The sequence below is a fragment of the Lederbergia sp. NSJ-179 genome, from assembly GCF_022867885.1.
Taxonomy (GTDB): domain Bacteria; phylum Bacillota; class Bacilli; order Bacillales; family Bacillaceae_C; genus Lederbergia.
Window position 1 is genome coordinate 102421 of record NZ_JALIFP010000012.1, and the last position, 18571, is coordinate 120991.

Annotated in this window: 15 protein-coding genes and 3 pseudogenes; 9 read left to right on the plus strand and 9 right to left on the minus strand. The window is 37.7% G+C overall.

The features are described 5' to 3' along the window. The first annotated feature begins 31 nt into the window (after nucleotides 1-31). Nucleotides 32-667, plus strand: a complete 636-nt coding sequence (locus MUB24_RS11345) for a response regulator (protein WP_244704072.1) — start codon at nucleotides 32-34, stop codon at nucleotides 665-667. Further along, nucleotides 668-1105, plus strand: a complete 438-nt coding sequence (locus MUB24_RS11350; protein WP_244704074.1) for a hypothetical protein — start codon at nucleotides 668-670, stop codon at nucleotides 1103-1105. 61 nt (nucleotides 1106-1166) lie between these two features. On the opposite strand, the gene MUB24_RS11355 is transcribed toward MUB24_RS11350, so the two are convergent. The 4 genes from MUB24_RS11355 to MUB24_RS11370 all read right to left on the minus strand — a co-directional run bounded on the left by MUB24_RS11355 (nucleotide 1167) and on the right by MUB24_RS11370 (nucleotide 5665). Further along, nucleotides 1167-2201 (minus strand): glycoside hydrolase family 18 protein, encoded by a 1035-nt coding sequence (locus MUB24_RS11355; protein WP_244704075.1) that lies wholly within the window; start codon nucleotides 2199-2201, stop codon nucleotides 1167-1169. A gap of 134 nt (nucleotides 2202-2335) precedes the next feature. Beyond that, entirely contained in the window at nucleotides 2336-2572 is a 237-nt protein-coding gene (locus tag MUB24_RS11360) for a 3-keto-disaccharide hydrolase (protein WP_244704077.1), read from the minus strand. 345 nt (nucleotides 2573-2917) lie between these two features. After that, a complete protein-coding gene (locus tag MUB24_RS11365) occupies nucleotides 2918-5098 on the minus strand; it encodes a type IA DNA topoisomerase (RefSeq protein ID WP_244704113.1) in 2181 nt (726 codons plus the stop codon). Nucleotides 5099-5296: 198 nt separating this feature from the next. Next, a complete protein-coding gene (locus MUB24_RS11370; RefSeq protein WP_244704079.1) occupies nucleotides 5297-5665 on the minus strand; it encodes a hypothetical protein in 369 nt (122 codons plus the stop codon). 333 nt (nucleotides 5666-5998) lie between these two features. Here MUB24_RS11370 and MUB24_RS11375 point away from each other — a divergent pair, with 333 nt between their 5' ends. The 5 genes and pseudogenes from MUB24_RS11375 to MUB24_RS11395 all read left to right on the plus strand — a co-directional run bounded on the left by MUB24_RS11375 (nucleotide 5999) and on the right by MUB24_RS11395 (nucleotide 8778). Beyond that, complete coding sequence (locus MUB24_RS11375) at nucleotides 5999-6181, plus strand: hypothetical protein (protein WP_244704081.1); 183 nt, start codon at nucleotides 5999-6001, stop codon at nucleotides 6179-6181. Between the two features lie 187 nt (nucleotides 6182-6368). After that, the gene (locus tag MUB24_RS11380) at nucleotides 6369-6512 is read left to right on the plus strand and encodes a hypothetical protein (RefSeq protein WP_244704084.1); all 144 of its coding nucleotides are present in this window, start codon (nucleotides 6369-6371) and stop codon (nucleotides 6510-6512) included. Between the two features lie 572 nt (nucleotides 6513-7084). Then, nucleotides 7085-7546: pseudogene (locus MUB24_RS23650) on the plus strand (NUDIX hydrolase); the annotation flags it as partial. Nucleotides 7547-7588: 42 nt separating this feature from the next. Further along, a pseudogene (locus tag MUB24_RS23655) lies at nucleotides 7589-8137 on the plus strand (nucleoside-triphosphatase); the annotation flags it as partial. 152 nt (nucleotides 8138-8289) lie between these two features. Further along, complete coding sequence (locus MUB24_RS11395) at nucleotides 8290-8778, plus strand: NUDIX hydrolase (RefSeq protein ID WP_244704086.1); 489 nt, start codon at nucleotides 8290-8292, stop codon at nucleotides 8776-8778. Nucleotides 8779-9187: 409 nt separating this feature from the next. On the opposite strand, the gene murA is transcribed toward MUB24_RS11395, so the two are convergent. Continuing rightward, nucleotides 9188-10486: a UDP-N-acetylglucosamine 1-carboxyvinyltransferase gene (murA, locus tag MUB24_RS11400; RefSeq protein ID WP_244704088.1), complete on the minus strand. Its 1299-nt coding sequence runs from the start codon at nucleotides 10484-10486 to the stop codon at nucleotides 9188-9190. 274 nt (nucleotides 10487-10760) lie between these two features. Between murA and MUB24_RS23280 the strand changes: the two genes are divergently transcribed. Next, nucleotides 10761-10883 carry a hypothetical protein gene (locus MUB24_RS23280; protein ID WP_280516958.1) on the plus strand — a complete coding sequence of 41 codons (123 nt, stop codon included), beginning with the start codon at nucleotides 10761-10763 and terminating at the stop codon, nucleotides 10881-10883. Nucleotides 10884-11158: 275 nt separating this feature from the next. On the opposite strand, the gene MUB24_RS11405 is transcribed toward MUB24_RS23280, so the two are convergent. Then, nucleotides 11159-11647 (minus strand): GNAT family N-acetyltransferase, encoded by a 489-nt coding sequence (locus MUB24_RS11405; RefSeq protein WP_244704090.1) that lies wholly within the window; start codon nucleotides 11645-11647, stop codon nucleotides 11159-11161. 256 nt (nucleotides 11648-11903) lie between these two features. On the opposite strand from MUB24_RS11405, the gene MUB24_RS11410 reads away from it, so the two are divergent. Further along, complete coding sequence (locus MUB24_RS11410; RefSeq protein ID WP_244704092.1) at nucleotides 11904-13343, plus strand: L,D-transpeptidase family protein; 1440 nt, start codon at nucleotides 11904-11906, stop codon at nucleotides 13341-13343. A gap of 296 nt (nucleotides 13344-13639) precedes the next feature. Here MUB24_RS11410 and MUB24_RS11415 read toward each other — a convergent pair whose 3' ends face one another. From MUB24_RS11415 to MUB24_RS11425, 3 genes and pseudogenes are all read right to left on the minus strand, one after another. Then, nucleotides 13640-14215: a GNAT family N-acetyltransferase gene (locus MUB24_RS11415; RefSeq protein WP_244704094.1), complete on the minus strand. Its 576-nt coding sequence runs from the start codon at nucleotides 14213-14215 to the stop codon at nucleotides 13640-13642. Further along, nucleotides 14215-15005: pseudogene (locus tag MUB24_RS11420) on the minus strand (serine hydrolase domain-containing protein); the annotation flags it as partial. The pseudogene MUB24_RS11420 and the gene MUB24_RS11415, both read right to left, overlap by 1 nt. Before the next feature lie 381 nt (nucleotides 15006-15386). Continuing rightward, nucleotides 15387-18571 (minus strand): MucBP domain-containing protein (locus tag MUB24_RS11425; protein WP_244704096.1); only part of this gene is annotated, 3185 nt, incomplete at its 5' end.

Sequence of the window (18571 nt, forward strand, 5' to 3'; positions counted from 1 at the left end):
CACGCACTATTAAATCAGAAGGAGAAGTGAAATGATTAAGGTCTTATTAGTGGATGATCATGAAATGGTCCGAATTGGCGTTTCGGCTTATTTATCAATTCAACCCGATATTGAGGTAATCGGTGAAGCAGAAAATGGTGCGCAAGGCGTGGAACTTGCCTTATCCCTTCGCCCGGATATCATTTTAATGGATTTGGTCATGGAACAAATGAATGGAATCGAGGCAACAGCTGCAATCATCGATCAATGGCCAGAAGCAAAAATCTTGGTCGTTACAAGCTTTTTGGATGATGAAAAAGTATATCCTGCCCTGGAAGCGGGTGCTGCCGGCTATATGCTCAAAACTTCCAAAGCAAGTGATATCGCAGATGCTGTTCGGGCTGCCTATAAAGGGCAAAAAGTACTGGAACCTGAAGTGACAGATAAAATGATGAAGAAGTTCCAACATAAGGAAAAACGTTCCCTTCATGATGATTTAACAAGTCGGGAAATGGAAATTCTCACGCTCATGACACAAGGAAAAACAAACAAGGAAATGGCGGATGAGCTTTTTATTGCGTTAAAAACAGTGAAAACCCATGTCAGCAATATTTTAAGCAAGCTGGAGGTTCAGGATCGCACGCAGGCCGTCATTTATGCTTTTAAAAATGGGGTCATTAAAAAGTGAATGTCGTTTATTTGGAAGAGTTTATTTTTTAACGTTAAGACAAAAAGGAGTTTTTGTGATGGTAAAAAATTTTCTATGGTGTTTTTGTCCATGATATCAGCTCTTATTGCTTTATTAATAGGTGCTAAAAACCCAACAGGGCCTAATACTGTTTCGTTCGATGAGCCAGCAATTTTATGGTTATCTATCGGAATACTAGTCGTGCTATTTTTACCTCCTTTCATTTTATCGCTTTTTAATCATCTTGCGGTGAGAATTATTTCTGCTATTTATCAATTCTTTATCGTTCTGAGTTTTCTAGGTCTTGTCTTAGCAGGTTTTATGATGCCTACTTATTGGGTAATGGTAATCGGGGCTATAGGTGCTATTGTAAGTATTTGTAGTATCTTCGTTACTATTTTTGCCGGATTAAAAAAGAGAAATTTGGTTACGAATTAAAAAATGGGCCTGATTTTATCAGATCCATTTTTGTGTTTTATGGTGATTTTTCTAATCGGGATTAGTAGTTTAGCGACTTATTCATCGCATCTAGAAGACGATGAGTATTGTCGCATTTGTATTCCCAAAACATAATCCCACCCAGTCCTTCACTTGCCACATATTTACATTTATGTTGAATCGATTCTTCGTCATCATATGTAATGAAAGTATGACCATCAAAAAGATAAGGTGCCTTCGCTTCGTCATCCCAAAAACGGGTAAATCCATTCACATTAATATAATTCGCTGCAAGCTCAGAAAAATCTGGACCATACCCTCCTGAGCCTGCAGTCATTTGATGTAAACCGTTATTTTTATCGGGCACATCCTTCCACATGCGAGAATAAAATGCGGCTCCGATCACAATCTTCTCACGGGGAACACCAGCCTGAACAAATAGATTTACAGATTGATGGACACTAATTCTGAAAAGATCCCCGGTTGGCGTATATAGATTCGTATGATGCCCTGTTAACGTTTGGAATCCCCCACGCATGTCGTAAGTCATCAACTGAACATAATCTACATACTTTTGAACCTCACTCATCTCGGATCCATCAATGTAATACTGATCAGCACCCGCTGCGATCGTCAGTAGATAATATGTACCTGTTTCCTTTTCGAGCTTATCCAATGCCTCTCTAATATCTCTCAATAAGTAGGTAAAGTTTTCTTTATCAGCTGGTGAGGAATGAATGCCTGCTTCACTATAGCAAGGATATTCCCAATCAAGATCAATCCCGTCAAAAGAATGTTCCTTTACTATTTTTACAGCACACTCTGCCATCAGCTTCCTTCCCTCGAAAGTGGAAGCCGCTTCTGAGAATCCCCCAGCACTCCAGCCGCCAACAGACAGTAATATAGTGAGATTGGGATTAATGGTCTTTAATGCCGCAAGGCGGTCTAGATTTTTCAAATGATCAATTCGAATCTCATCCTGTACAACATGGCCAAACGCTACATTTAAATGAGTTAATTTCAAAGCATCTTCGGTATGGATGCTGGGTAAAGACCCGTCTCCGGCATATCCTACTATTTTGTATTTTTTCTCCATTTGAATTCCCCTTCCATCAATTAGTGTTTGGATTTAGATTGCGAATCTTAATATTGCGGAATTCGGCATAGCCGCCATGATCTTGTAGTCCTATATGGCCTAAACGTGGGCGATCACGCCAAGCATAGGTAAACTTAGAAAAAAATACCGCTATTGACAACAAGCTCTGTTCGATATTCTAATTGCAAAATAAAATCTTCAAATTGATCCCTCGTATACAAATAACCATTCGTACCACCCTTACAAATGATCATTCCATTGTGCGCCAGCCAACCTTCTGGATGACTAGTTGCAGCCCATCCGTCTAATGTTTGGCCGTCAAACAATAATCTGTATCCTTGATTTTTTTCGGCTTCATTTAAAATGTTCAAAGTGAGCCCTCCTTTCTACGCGTCTAAAGAACCTTCACCATCTGAGTCCCATTTTCCTGCTTATCCGGTGAAAAAACACTGCAGAGCCTTTATTCGCCATTGGGATAGATTTATTCGTCGTTACTCGTTTTTATTCGTCGTCAGGCAACTTTTACTCGTCATGCTCTGTCTTTATTCGTCATCATGTCGTGTTTATTCGCCGTTAAGGCTTTCTGCTCTGATAAAATAATCTCGACTATAGCTTGACTTCACGCAGAACCGAGAAATTCATGTTCAAGCTTTTGTAGACAAAGGTAATCTTTTTAGCTTTAACACATTCGCTTTTCTCCATTATTTTTAATCACGTTAACTTTCACCTCTAACCTTTTGCTTTTCAGGAAACTCCATCTTCCAACTAAAATAGTCATTACCAGGATTTTTCTCATAACGTAAATAAGCATCAAATTTATTTCCTTTTTTACTTGTTAGTCCTTTAACCAAAACGACTCCATTTTTCAAAAGGCTTTTTACCATTGTTTTTGTTGGTTTCTTTTTCATCGATGCTAAATATTTATCATTTTTCCAAATGATAAATTTACAGCCGTTTTTCCAGTTGCTGCATCCAAAGCCTTTTTGTCCTTCGATAATTCCATGCCCACAAAGCGGACATTTTCCCAGAACCTCCATTGATTTCTTTTCATTTGATACTTCATTAATAACGATGTCTTTTTCATTTTTAATTGTTTTAACAGCATCAGTCGTAAATTCAAAAATTAAGTTCAAAAACCTTTCCTTTTTAAACTTTTGTTTTTCAATATCAGACAATGTTTTTTCCAGTCTGCCAGTGAATTCTAAATTAAATAATTCCTTTACTGGAAATGTTTCAACTAACTTTTTCCCAAGTTCCGTACAAATTAATTTTTTATGTTGAGTGGCAATATAGCCGACTTCTTTTAGCTTTTTAATTGTTTCAGCCCTTGTAGCTGGTGTACCTATGCTATAGCCGCTTAATACAGCCGCCATCATTTCTTCGCTTTCTTCATCTTCTTTGCCTTTGCCGCATGTTTCCATTATTCTAAGTAATGTTTTTTCCGTATGATGTTTTGGTGGTTTTGTCACGTGAGAAGTCAATTTATGGTCTATAATACTAACAATCTCATCTAAATTTACTAAAGGTAGGACAGTATCCTTCGATTCAATTTTCTCAACCTTTTTCCATCCTTCAACTAATTGTACTTTCCCTTTTGATGTAAACAGACCTTTAATTTCATCCGTATTAACTTTAGTCATTATTTTAGTTTCTTCATGTTCAGCAATAGGCATAAACTGCATAATAAAGCGATTTTTAATAGCACTATAAACAATTTCTTCATCGCTTGATAGTGATTTCGGAACTAAATACGTTGGTGTAATCGCACTGTGACTTTCTACCTTGGAATTATCGAAAACACGTTTCTTTTTTACAAATGTAATTTCATTTTCATATGGCAGACCTTTTTTTAGATTACCCAGTACCTTAGCTGCCTTATCTACTAAACTTTCTTCCAATACTACACTAGCAGTACGGGGATAAGTTATATATTTCTTTTCATAAAGAGATTGTGCTACTTTCAAGACTTTATCTGAAGTCCATCCTTTATATTTACTTGTGATAAAACCTTGTAAGTTCGAAAGGTTAAATAAATATGGGGGATATTCCTTTTTTAGTTCAACCTTTTTGTCTAAGATTGTGGCTGATTGATTATTTAGAGCTTGTTGTATGAATTCCAAAGTTTCCTTATTCTTAAATTTATCCTCTTCATCTTCTACATATGTCCCTTCGTACTCCTTACCATCTTTTGTTTTAAATGTAGCTGCTAATTTAAAGTAATCTTCAGGTACAAAGTTTTCAATTTCTTTATCCCGATCATATATAATTTTTAACGTTGGTAGTAGCACTCTTCCAATGTTCAGTGCCTTTCCAGAACCCTTCTGATACTTCAAAGTGGCCACAGATGTTAAATTAATACCAATTACCCAATCAGCCCACTGCCGGCCAATTCCAGCGTCAAGAAGCGGCCTCATTTCCGTATTTGGCTTTAAGTTTTGGAGCCCTGTTAAAACTTCATGTGGAGTCCATTCATTCAATAATAACCGATACACTTGTTTTTTTATCTTGAGATTATAAATAATTGTATCCCCAATGACTTGTCCTTCACGATCATAATCAGTAGCCGAGATTACTGTATCTACATCATTTCGTTTGATTAAGTCGTATATTATTTTCAACTGTTTTTTAGCACCAAGATCTTCTTTTTCTTTATTGCGGGGATCGCTTTTTACTTTGTATCGAAAATGGGAAGGGATAAAAGGGAAATTTTCCATTCTCCATTTCGCCATTCCCTCATCATAATCCTTCGCATCATAAAGTTGTAATAAATGTCCAAAAGCCCAAGTAACAATATAGCCTTTTCCTTCAAAGTATCCATCTTTTCGATTCTTAATATTTAACGCATCGGCGATGTTTTTTGCGACGGATGGTTTTTCTGATAAAATTACACTAACCATTTTTATACCTCCATTTACCCTCTTTTTTTGGGGAGGAAATTCCAATTTTCTAACACAGAAATTAAATACACCCAAATAAAATGGGGTGAAATTTGTACAAGCTATATATGTCGAAGTTTTTTCAAAAACGCCCAAATATTTAACGGATACCAGGACGCTCCCTTTTTGTCCCTGGTCAAAGGAAGAAATGACAGTAACCTAATCTCCCATTCCCGTATATAAAAACGCAACCCGATTTTCTGTTAACACATAACTTTGCTCGATTAATTCTTCCTTGTTTCCATTATATTCCCCAGCAAACAGCTGATTGATTTCGACTGGGACTGTCGTCCAACTCTCTCCTTGATCAAACGTAATATTCAACTGATTCATTTGCAAAGTATAGCTAACTGGATCCTCTCCATCGATCGGTTGTAATGGTTCTGATTGCGGTTTCTCAACTTTCATTTGTAGTGCTTGTTCATACCATAATTGCGGCTCTCTCTTAATGAAACGTCCGTAACAAATTGTAGTGACCAAGAGAACCGCCATGATCACGGTAGCCGCACTCCCTATCATTTTTTTCACTTCCAAACACCCTTTTCAGTTGTTTCATATAATCATATCATAAAGTTTCACAACTAAAGGATGCGTGACTCCCCCAGAACTTTAATCATTGTAAAAAGAGGAAAACGTAATGCACAGAGACTGGCAGATCGAAGTTTTCAAAAATTTTAAGATGAAGTAATAGGGAACAGAGCACGTTAAAAAGACTCTTCACATAAGGTCGTTTTTTACTTCATTAAAAATTCGCACTTCCTTCACCCCAACGTTATAATATACATATTGGTATATTGTTAGAGAATTAACTCATCAATATTATAACTTTGTCCATTTTTGAAAATAAGTAGAAGTAAAGAAATGGCGGTGAAAGAAGTGGAAAGAAAAATATCAAGAATCGGTAATAGTCATGGAGTATCTGTACAGAAATTTGTTCCTTTAAATGTAGACGTTTTAAAGGACATTGATCAAGATTTCTTAGATGGGTTGCAGGATTTGCTTGAAAATTACGATGATACGTTAAGAAATCTGGCAGACAGGTAGAGAAATGGTCCGTTATTTAACTGAACAATGCGGTCGTAATAAAAAAATATTACCCCAAATGAGCTAATAGGAGTCAAAAGTTAAGCGCATTAGGTAGACAAAGGCAATCCGTATTTGGTGAAGATGCGTACTCTGGAATATGGGGAACGCGTTTCATAACGGTAATAAAAGAACAGGATTTGCATCCATGAAACAATTTTTGTGGGTGAATGGGTATCAGTTTTGGGCAGATCAAAAAGAGGCTGAAGATTATACCGTTTTGTTGGTGGAACACAATCCACCCATTGAATATATTCCAGAATGGACAGAAACTTATGCAGAACTAAGATGAACAACTGATATGTTCATTTTTTAATCAAGCCTTTGTTCAAATATAAAACTTGTCTGAAATAGATAGAGTCTTTATATTCGAAATTTCCTAAACCTTCTTCGGGATATCACCCTAAATTTTAATAGTTAGGAGGCAACAAGTCTTTCATCCATCATCTATTTGCTCTTTACTAATTTCCCCTTCATGGATCCACAGTATCTTCCCTATCGCTACTTGTTGGCAGCAGGGTTTTTGGGTATCCCATAAAAAAAGGGATGGTAAATGGAATGCTCCTTTTCATCTTTCATATTTGGATGCTTTTACTTTATTTAGCTAGCCGTATCAGAGCCCCTATTAGGCACTTAAGCTAAGTTTCGACCATTTGACTATGAATCTAGAGGTTCAATCATTAGTTTTGTAACAAATAATAAAATGTGTACTTTTTAACCTTTTTTAGCAATCACCCACTTCATGAACTAAAAAAGAGGTTTTAAGGTATAAAAGAGAATTATATAGTAGTATTGGCTATCTACAAATCGTTTAGTTGGTAAAAACATCTAATTGTCAATAAATTGAATTGGTGGTGTTATAAGATGAATGAACAGTCAAAACATTTAATTGCAGTTTCAGCACTTGTTAAGAATGAGAATGGACATGTTTTAATGGTTCGTACACATTTGAGATCTGACAATTGGGAAATGCCCGGAGGATTTGTTGATGCTGGCGAACCATTAGATATAGCAGTTTGTCGAGAATTTCTGGAAGAAACAGGAGTTGTTATTCGCCCTTTAGGAATAACAGGAGTTTACTATAATGAACGTATTCATTTATTGTCTGTGGTTTTTAATGCGGAATATGTTAGTGGTGAAATAAAAATTCAACCTGAAGAGATTCTAGAGGCTAAATTTGTAAATTTGGATAATACTAATATTGATCAATATATAAAACGCCCCAATATAAAATCACGCACGCTCGATGCACTAAATACAGTAAACTCTGTCCCATACGAGACATGGAATTTGAATCCTCCCAATTACAAGTTGTTGTCAAGGTTAGACGAAGGACATAGGAATAATAAAAATGTTTTTTTACTTACGGGAAAGCCTAGAATGGGCAAGACAACTATGATAAAAAAAATAATTAATGAAATTGGATCAGCTAATTGTTGTGGATTCTATACGGAAGAAATAACCAATTCAAGTGATCGAATAGGTTTCAGATGTGTCTCCGTCAATGGAGAAAGTGTAGACATAGCAAATGTGGAAAGTCCTACCCAAACTCGAATTGGAAGGTACGGAGTTGATGTGGGTAAGTTCGAAAATTTCGCTACTAAAGTATTGCAAGACTCCTTGTCTTCAAAAAAAATAATTGTAATTGATGAAATCGGATTCATGCAGATGCTGTCCACCTCTTTCCAGAAAATAGTACAAGACATTGTTTCCGATAATCATATTGTTCTTGGGACGGTTCCTCTAGACAGTCAACCAGCAATAGACAAAATCAAATATTTGAAGACAGCAAAGTTAACACATTTAAATGAATTAAATCGTGATTGGATATCAGAACTTTTGATAAAGGATATTTTGAAAGCTTTAGATTCAAATACTTTGAAGGAAAACTCTAAGAAAGGCGTAGACATCCGATAACATTGCATTCACATAACTCTATTGAGATTGTGAAGTATTATACGTAAATTAACTGGCAGTTTAGTTGAACAAGGAATTTTGCTTATGAATGTGAGAAATAATTGGGGAAGATGGTTTAATAATATTTACAGTATACGAGGAGGGTTAAAAAGATGTCATTTCCAACGCATATTGTTGCCGCAGGTGGCTTTGTAGAAGATGAGGAAGGAAATATTCTTTTAGTAAAAACTCGTGATGGTGGTTGGGTTTATCCAGGTGGACAAGTTGAAGTTGGAGAAAATCTAATAGACGCTTTAGTTCGTGAAATCAAAGAAGAGAGCGGGATCGACACCACGGTAAGCTACTTAGTTGGTGTCTATTCGAATACAGGGGTTTTTAAATGGTATGATGGTGTAACTGATGTACCTACGCAAGTTATGTTTGATTTCGTATGTAACCCTGTTGGTGGGGAGTTGGCTATTTCAGAGGAAACAACCGATAGTCGCTGGGTAGCAAAAAATAAGGTCCTGGATTTCATTGAACACCCAGCTATTCGTACTCGCTATCAGGCTTATTTGGATTTTAATGGCGAAGTAAATTATAAGGAGTATGTAACGAACCCCGAGTTCAAAATAAAACATCAAACATTTATATCGAAGTAGATTCTCATTACTGAACAAAACTAGATGAGAGGTGGAGTTTTTGTTGAACGGGGGGCGTTAGATCAAGAAGACAAATAAAAAAGTAAAATAACGGTTCCCAAACGCAAGTAAAGGAACCTATTTTTATTTTGAAATTGCTTATTTTAGTCATTAGTAGGGTAGTAGTAGGACCTTACATTTTTTGGTCCCTTGTTTTTGATAGTTAAATAATTTCGAGTCATATTCTAGTAACCAAATAGATAATATAATATCAAATCTATAGTTTAGGTACATTACCTATTATGATGGGAAAGAATTAGATTGTTGGGTAACTGAAAAATGTATGAAATGTGTAGTTAAGCAGGATCGTTTGTCTTACAAGTAATAGTAAATTCCCCTTCAAACTTAAGTTCACTCAGACATATTGGATTTATGCTTGTTCTGATGAAACATATTTAATTTTTGCGCCTAACTCAAATAACTTATCAACCAAATTTCCATGACCGCGATGTAAGTGTTCTAATCCGCTTACATATGTAGTTCCCAAGGATGACAATCCTGCACAGACAAGACCAACTGCAGCACGAATGTCTTTTGCCTCAACAAAGGATCCTTTTAGTCTATTTACTCCATTAATTCTCATTAGATTTTTTGAACTATCTATATCTATTTGTGCTCCCATCTTTATTAATTCAGAGCGTATTGAAAATCTACTATTAAATACAGGATCTTCAATGATTGATTCTCCATTACATATGGTTGCTAAACTAACTACTAAAGGTTGTAAATCAGTGGATAATCCAGGGTAAGGCCCTGCCGTCACACGAAATGATGATAATTTTTCTGATGCATCAACAAGTATAGAGTTATTTCTGATAAAGGATATTGCTAAACCGACATCTCTTAATAAAGAAATAATTGCGTGATTGTGTCCTGGTATAACCCCATGTATAATCCCACTTCCTTTTGTCATAGCAAAAGCGGTAAGTAACGCGCCGGCTTCCAAACGGTCAGGTATTATTTGATATTGAATACCTTGTAAACGATTGCCACCCTGTATGATTAATTTCCTATCATCTGTTACTTTAATCTTTGCACCCATGCTATTTAAGAATTGAATTAAATCCATTATTTCAGGGTCCATAGCAACATTTTCTATAATGGTTTCTCCAGTTGCTCGACAAGCCGTAAGTAGAGACTGGACAGTTGCACCAAAGCTAGGAAGTCTTAATGTAATTTTCGTTCCTTTAAGAGGAAGTTGTTTTGCCCTAGCATAAACAATCCCATCATTTACATTCACTTCAACGCCAAATGATTCTAAAGCACTTAAGTGTATATCTATTGGACGAACACCAAAATTATCTCCTCCTGGTAAGTAAATAGTCGCTTCTCCTAATGTTGAAACAAGAGGACCAAGGAATAAGATCGATTGGCGCATTTTTGACATTAACGTTTCGCTTATGTGTCCATTTCTCAATCCATTACCTTCGATAGAAAGAGAAGCTCCCTCTCTATAACTTGTAACCCCAATTTCACGCATAATTTCAATTAATACATCAATGTCAGAAATAGAAGGGATATTTTCTAAATAAGAAACGCCCTCAGTTGCAAGACAGGCTGCAGGTACCAAAATTAAAGCGGCATTCTTTGCTCCATCTACTTTCGTCTCCCCAACTAACCTATTTCCACCTTCTATTTTCAATTTCTTCCCTTTAATCTGTGCACTCATCTAATAACACCTCAAATTAAAATATTGCTTACTCCATAATTAATAAAGAATTAACTATCGTTCATTTATGACCGTTTGGTGTCTTACTGAATCATGAAGAACCAGGTTGTATATAGTCAACTATCACACTCATTTTGATATCCCTCTAGAATCCTTACGGCAGAAAGTCTAAAGTATTCTCGGAATTTTATATTTGCGTTAACCTTTTCTATTTTGATCATATATTCGAATTAAACCAGCAATCTGATATAATTTAATAAAGGTGGTGGCTTTCATGTTAAAACAACCAAATAATGATTCCAATCGAAAATACGGATGGATTGATAAGTGGGTCAAGATGACCGGCGATCGAGCAAGAAAACCTATATTATATATGAAAAGAACGGGAAACTTGTAAAAGAATTTCCAGATGGCGAAATTACCCCTTTTAATCATGACGGTGACTCGTAATGCATGTACAGCAACCGATATTCTACGTATTCGCAGGTAATAATGGCAGTGGCAAAAGTACTTTTCGCAATTTGATCAGCGACAAAATCGGTTTAGATATCAATATTGATCCTAATGCAATTGCTCCAAATTCACTCGCCCCCTTTATGCAGGATTCAAGATTTTTAATATTATTGTCCTGCACCCTACGTTACTTCTTAAAATATCTCAACTTATAAGATTTTATGGTTTTAAATTTAGCCGCATATAACAATCCCCATCTTCGTCAATCTCTCCAGTATCAACAAATCCTAGTGATTCATATAATCTATAAGCAATCGTGTTCTCTTTTGCACAAGAAAGAATAATGGAATCTGCCTCTCCATAAGGAAGGGTTTTCATAATCTCAATAAACTTTACTAACGCTTGCTTTCCATAGCCATTCCCTTGATATCTTTGATCGATCATCAATCTGGAAATGTAAAAATTATTTTCGTCATCGCCAGGATCGTTCTGATCAATCGGCCGATAAACTGCCATTGTAAACCCAACCATCACATCGTTGTGATAAATAACGTAGGGCATAGGTATTTTATTTCCATCATTTTGTAATGCATAGGCCTCTGACAAACTGTAAGCATTGTTAGCGAGATATTGCCACTGTGCTTGTGTAAGATCTAAACCAATACACTCTTCAAAATTTTCGTCCGTTATTTTTCTTAATTCAATCATTAATCATCTTCCTCCCCTCATACATTCAAAAAGTTCACAGGGCATAAGCCTTTAATGAAGAGGCATCTATGAACTCTTTAAATAGTTTAACATAAATAGAGTTCCCTACATTTGTAGTGAAAAAAGAAATTTATAAATACCGCAAATTATGACACCATTCCCATTCGTGTTTCTGTAATATTATAGTAATAATTTTAATATTGTAGTAAACTAAGCTTAATTCTTCGGTAAAAACCAAGTAGCGGAGGGAATGTTAATGAGTCTGTTACACGAACCAGGTGTAGAAAATACGCGACCGAGCCGATTCAAACCAGGTATAAACCGTTTTTTCATTATAATCGGAATTATTACAATTGTCGCCGCCCTCATACTTGCAGGGCTAAGCTATTATCAGGCAACTCGTTTCAACTCGAAAATTGCCATTAATGATGTAAATGTAGGTGGGCTCACAGTTGAAAAGGCAATAAATAAACTAAAAGCAGCTACATTAACAAACAAAGTTTATGTAGGTGACGAACTTATTTTAGATGAGAATGATACGCAAATGGCATTTTCGGATCAAGATATGCCTGCAGTAAAGAAATTGTTAAAAAAACAGTGGACGTTTTTTCCTACCTCAGAGGAACAAAATTATTGGTTGATGCCGAAAAAAACGGATGAGTTTCGGAGCAAAACAATGACCAAACAATTAGAAGAGAAACTCCTATCCATTAATGAGAACTTAAAGGCTCCCCAAGATGCAGAGGTTAAATTGGAGAATGGTAAGGTTGTCATCTCCAATGGTATTGATGGAGAACAATATGATATTCCAGCTATATTAGAAGATTATAAGAAGCAGAAATATACGAGCGATATCCATCTGAAGCCAGCATTCTTAAAGCCTGTCAAATCGGACAATCCACTGGTTAAGGAATTGGAGAATAAGTATCAGGCTTTCTTGGAGCGAACAGTCGATTATAAGGTACAGGATAAAGTGTATACCTTAAAGGCAAGTGAATTAATCAAAAACGCTGCTATTTCAAATGATGATGAGGTGACAATCACCGCAAGTACTATTAAGGACAAGATCGATGAAATTAATCAGACTCAATCCACTTTAGATAAAAATATAGATTTTAAGACGCATTCAGGCAAGGTGATTTCCGTAAAAGCGCAAGGCTATGGATGGGCACTAGATGTTGAAAAAGAAGCAGCAATCGTTCAAAAGGCTTTTGAAAAAGGGGATAAATCCATTTCGGCCGCTAATATTTACGGACATGGTTGGACAAATGAAGGGATTGGCTATGAAACGACCAAGAATAGCGGTATTGGCGACACATATGCTGAAGTTTCCATTGCAGAACAGCGGATATGGATTTACAGAAATGGAAAATTAGTCGTCACAACGGATGTAGTGACTGGCAAACATAGTACCGGCGAAGATACATCTCCTGGAGTTTGGTATATTCTCTTTAAGCGAACCCCGTACACACTAAAAGGCAGTGCGGTAGGGAAGCCTGATTACGAAATTGATGTGAAGTACTGGGCCCCGTTTACAAACAGCGGGCAAGGTTTTCACGATGCCAGCTGGCGGGAAAACTGGGCTAAGACAGCCTATCTCAATGATGGTTCAGGTGGTTGCGTCAATACGCCTCCGAACATAATGAAAAAAGTGTATGATAATCTCAACACGTACGACCCTGTTATAGTGTATTAAATAGGACGGTTTTTGGGCTTCCTAACAAAGAAGTTCAAAGCCGTCCTTTTATAATAGGAGCTATCGGATTTGTTTAGTATTTAATCATGGCTAGATCTTCTATCAGCAGCAGCTTTATTAACCATCATTTTGCCTCCTGAAGAATGGCCTTGGAAAAATCGACTCCAGTAACTGAAGCCACTCCCACTAATTTATATTGTGACATAAACAAGCTCCAACTCTGAAAAAAATTAAATATTGAATGAATGCAGGTTTTATTCTATCCGTATGCCCTTAGTGGAATCACAACACTTCCTTTAATGTTTTTTCTTCCAATTTGATTTACTTAGCATATAGTGGAGATATCGTTCATTTTCAATTGCCAACTGACGCAGGTAAGTAAAACCACATTTTTGAATCACTTTATTGGATGATCGATTGTGAGTCAAAGCAATGGCGTTGATGTTTTCTACATTAGTATGCATAAACAAATAATCAATTAAGCCACTTGCAGCTTTCGTTGCGTATCCTCTCTGTTGATATTGACTTGAAATAGCATACACAATCTCTCTATTCGGCGGAGGCAGCTCATCTTTCATTCCCGTACAGCACCACCCAATGAATTCATCCGTTTCCTTAATAAACACACCAAGTTTTAAAAATTGCCCTTCTATATTTGCAGTTTTAGCCGCCTGAAGAAATGCTTGGTTCTCTGGTATTTCATATTGGGTCATCCACTCAACTCTCTGTTCTTTTGTTGATTTCCAATCTGGCAAGAATTGAGATATTTCAGGCTGATTGGATATTCTGTGTATACTTTCCGCATCCTCCATTCGAAACTCTTGGAGATAAAGATCTCCACAATCGATTCTAAACACGTTATCAGTTTCCATCACTGTTCTCCTCGTAATGAATTTTTCAAAATTTCCTCTTCAATCCCTTTAAACATATCATAAGCTCCCTCTGACTTGTTCGAGCATATAACCGATTGAATAGCGGTTTCAGGATAATAAGCAGAATGAAAGCAAACACCCGGATCATAGCCCATGATGTGGTATTTTATAATGGAATCTTCTTTTTTCTCTATCCAGATCCCATACCCATAAAAGCTATTTTCATCACCAGTGTAAATATAGGGAGTAAGCAATTTGTGCGTATATGCTTCACTTAATAGTTTACGATTGAAAAGTGACTCCCATAAATTTGCCATATCCTTGACAGTCGCAAATGCTCCCCCATCAGAGCCACCTTTTACCGGCAATGAGTAGATATTTGTTTTCCATGTACCATCAGAAAAATCTAGATACCCAAGTGCTGTCCTTGAAGAGAGAGAATCAAATTCAAAATAACCCAAATCAACCAAACCGGCCTTTGCAAAAATATTTTTCTCTATATAATTGGCGAATTTTCGTTCACTGACCTGTTCGGCGATCAGGCCTAACAAAATATATCCGGCATTATTGTAATGAAATCTCTCCCCTACCTTTAATTTCATTGGCTGTTTTGAAATAGCGGCAGGAAGTCTTTCAATCTCCTTATTTGATACATCGGAGTCTGAATCCACAACTCTTCAAAATCATCCACCACTTCCTCATCAAAGTAGTCCGAGATGCCCGATGTATGCGTTAGGAGATGATGGACAGTGACCTCTTCAGAAAAATGAGGAAAGGAAAAGCTAAGACAATATTAATCCGATTCTCTTATGCTCACTACTTAATATATCATGCTTGGAGGTTAGTTTGACAGACTCCGGTATGAGCAAATGCAAAAAATTCATACGCCCATCTTAAGGATGCATTGTAGCAAAAAACTGAGAGGAATCTACAACCCAAACATGGGAGAGTATGAAGCAGTACTTACACGTTTGACCAAGCGTTTCAGTTAATGTGGGAACATCGGAAGATCAGTACCAATAATGATGATAGAGCCCATCTCCTTATCATATAAATGCTCTTCAATCACGTTCCTCGCATTCACTACCTCTTTTCTCTTAAAGTTCTAGAAATAACTAAGTGGCCCTCCCTATGGAATAGAGACAGGCCACTTAGATCGAGCTTATTATATTTAATTATTTCGCCGACTATGTCGATAACTAAACAGCAAACCAATCAATACTAAAATCAAGCCAATAGCTATAAGATTGTATATGTTAGTAGCTGTATTAGGAAGTTTTTGACCATTGTCAGCCTTATCACTTCCTAGACTATCTCCACCATCTTCAGGTCCTTGTATTTCCTCTGTTATTGGTGCATACACATAAGTAACTATTTGCCCGTCTTGTGTAAACACACCTGTTGCATTTTTCGGCTTTTGAATGAGCTCATACCCGTCAATCTCTTTCGGGCTTGTCTCATATGGAGAACCTACTTCACCTGTTAAAGTGTCTGGATCATCAATCGGATTACCGTCCTCATCCACATATTCAACGACAACAGAGCCTTCAGGTTTCACTGGTTTATAGACATAGGTTACGGTTTGCCCTTCTTCTGTGAACTTCCCAGTCGCATTGTCTGGTGTTTTAACTAACTCATATCCGTCAAGATCTTTTGGTTTTGTCTCATATGGAGAACCAACTTCTCCTGTAAGTGAGTCAGGGTCAGCTACAGGATTACCGTCCTCATCCACATATTCAACGACAACAGAGCCTTCAGGTTTCACTGGTTTATAGACATAGGTTACGGTTTGCCCTTCTTCCGTGAACTTCCCAGTCGCATTGTCTGGTGTTTTAACTAACTCATATCCGTCAAGATCTTTTGGTTTTGTCTCATATGGAGAACCAACTTCTCCTGTAAGTGAGTCAGGGTCAGCTACAGGATTACCGTCCTCATCCACATATTCAACGACAACAGAGCCTTCAGCTTTCACTGGTTTATAGACATAGGTTACGGTTTGCCCTTCTTCTGTGAACTTCCCAGTCGCATTGTCTGGTGTTTTGACTAACTCATATCCGTCAAGATCTTTTGGTTTTGTCTCATATGGAGAACCAACTTCTCCTGTAAGTGAGTCTGGGTCAGCTACCGGATTACCGTCCTCATCCACATATTCAACGACAACAGAGCCTTCAGGTTTCACTGGTTTATAGACATAAGTTACGGTTTGCTCTTCTTCCGTGAACTTTCCAGTCGCATTGTCTGGTGTTTTGACTAACTCATATCCGTCGAGATCTTTTGGTTTTGTCTCATATGGAGAACCTACTTCTCCTGTAAGTGAGTCAGGGTCAGCTACAGGATTGCCGTCCTCATCCACATATTCAATGACTACTTTTCCCGAATCAGGTCCTTTCACAGGTGCATAGACATACGTTACAGTCTGTCTATCTTTTGTAAATGCCCCGTTCGCATTGTCTGGCTTTTGAATTAATTCATAGCCATCAATCTGTTTTGAAGTAGTCGTATATGGAGAACCTACTTCTCCTGTTAGAGTGTCCGAATCTGCAATTGGGTTGCCATTCTCATCTACATACTCAACAACGACAGAACCATTTTCAGGATCTGGTTCTTTTACCGGTGCGTATACATAAGTTACGGTTTGTCTATCTTCCGTAAATGCACCTGTTGCATTGTCTGGCGATTGGACCAGTTCGTATCCATTAATTTCTTTCGGGCTTGTTTCATATGGAGAACCTACTTCACCCTTCAAGATTTCCGGATCAATAAGCGGGTTGCCAGCCTCATCAACATACTCAACAACGACAGAACTTTTTTCAGGATCTGGTTCTTTTACCGGTGCGTATACATAAGTTACGGTTTGTCTATCTTCTGTAATTGCACCTGTTGCATTGTCTGGCGATTGGACCAGTTCGTATCCATTAATTTCTTTCGGGCTTGTTTCATATGGAGAACCAACTTCACCCTTCAAGATTTCCGGGTCAACAAGCGGGTTGCCAGCCTCGTCAACATACTCGACAACGACAGAACCTTCTTTTGGTTCAGGATTTTCAATTGGTACATACACATACGTCACTGTCTGTCTATCTTCTGTAAATGCCCCGTTCGCATTGTCTGGTGTTTCGACTAACTCATATCCGTCGATATCTTTCGGGCTAGTTTCATATGGAGAACCTACTTCTCCTGTTAGAGTGTCCGAATCTGCAATTGGGTTACCATTCTCATCTACATATTCAACAACAACAGAACCTTCAGGGTTCACTGGTTTATAGACATACGTTACGGTTTGCTCTTCTTCCGTGAACTCCCCAGTCGCATTGTCTGGTGTTTTGACTAACTCATATCCGTCAATCTCTTTCGGGCTTGTCTCATATGGAGAACCTACTTCTCCTTTAAGTGAGTCAGGATCAGCTAACGGATTGCCGTCCTCATCCACATATTCAACCGCAACAGTACCTTCAGGTTTCACTGGTTTATAAACATACGTTACGGTTTGCTCTTCTTCCGTGAACTCCCCAGTCGCATTGTCTGGTGTTTTGACTAACTCATATCCGTCGAGATCTTTTGGTTTTGTCTCATATGGAGAACCTACTTCTCCTTTAAGTGAGTCTGGGTCAGATACTGGCTTGCCGTCCTCATCCACATACTCAACGACAACAGAGCTTTCAGGGTTCACTGGTTTATAGACATACGTTACGGTTTGCTCTTCTTCCGTGAACTCCCCAGTCGCATTGTCTGGTGTTTTGACTAACTCATATCCGTCGAGATCTTTTGGTTTTGTCTCATATGGAGAACCAACTTCTCCTGTAAGTGAGTCTGGGTCAGATACTGGCTTGCCGTCCTCATCCACATACTCAACGACAACAGAGCTTTCAGGGTTCACTGGTTTATAGACATACGTTACGGTTTGCTCTTCTTCCGTGAACTCCCCAGTCGCATTGTCTGGTGTTTTGACTAACTCATATCCGTCGAGATCTTTTGGTTTTGTCTCATATGGAGAACCTACTTCTCCTTTAAGTGAGTCTGGGTCAGATACCGGATTGCCGTCCTCATCCACATATTCAACCGCAACAGTACCTTCAGGTTTCACTGGTTTATAGACATACGTTACGGTTTGCTCTTCTTCCGTGAACTCCCCAGTCGCATTGTCTGGTGTTTTGACTAACTCATATCCGTCAATCTCTTTCGGGCTTGTCTCATATGGAGAACCTACTTCTCCTTTAAGTGAGTCTGGGTCAGATACCGGATTGCCGTCCTCATCCACATATTCAACCGCAACAGTACCTTCAGGTTTCACTGGTTTATAAACATACGTTACGGTTTGCTCTTCTTCCGTGAACTCCCCAGTCGCATTGTCTGGTG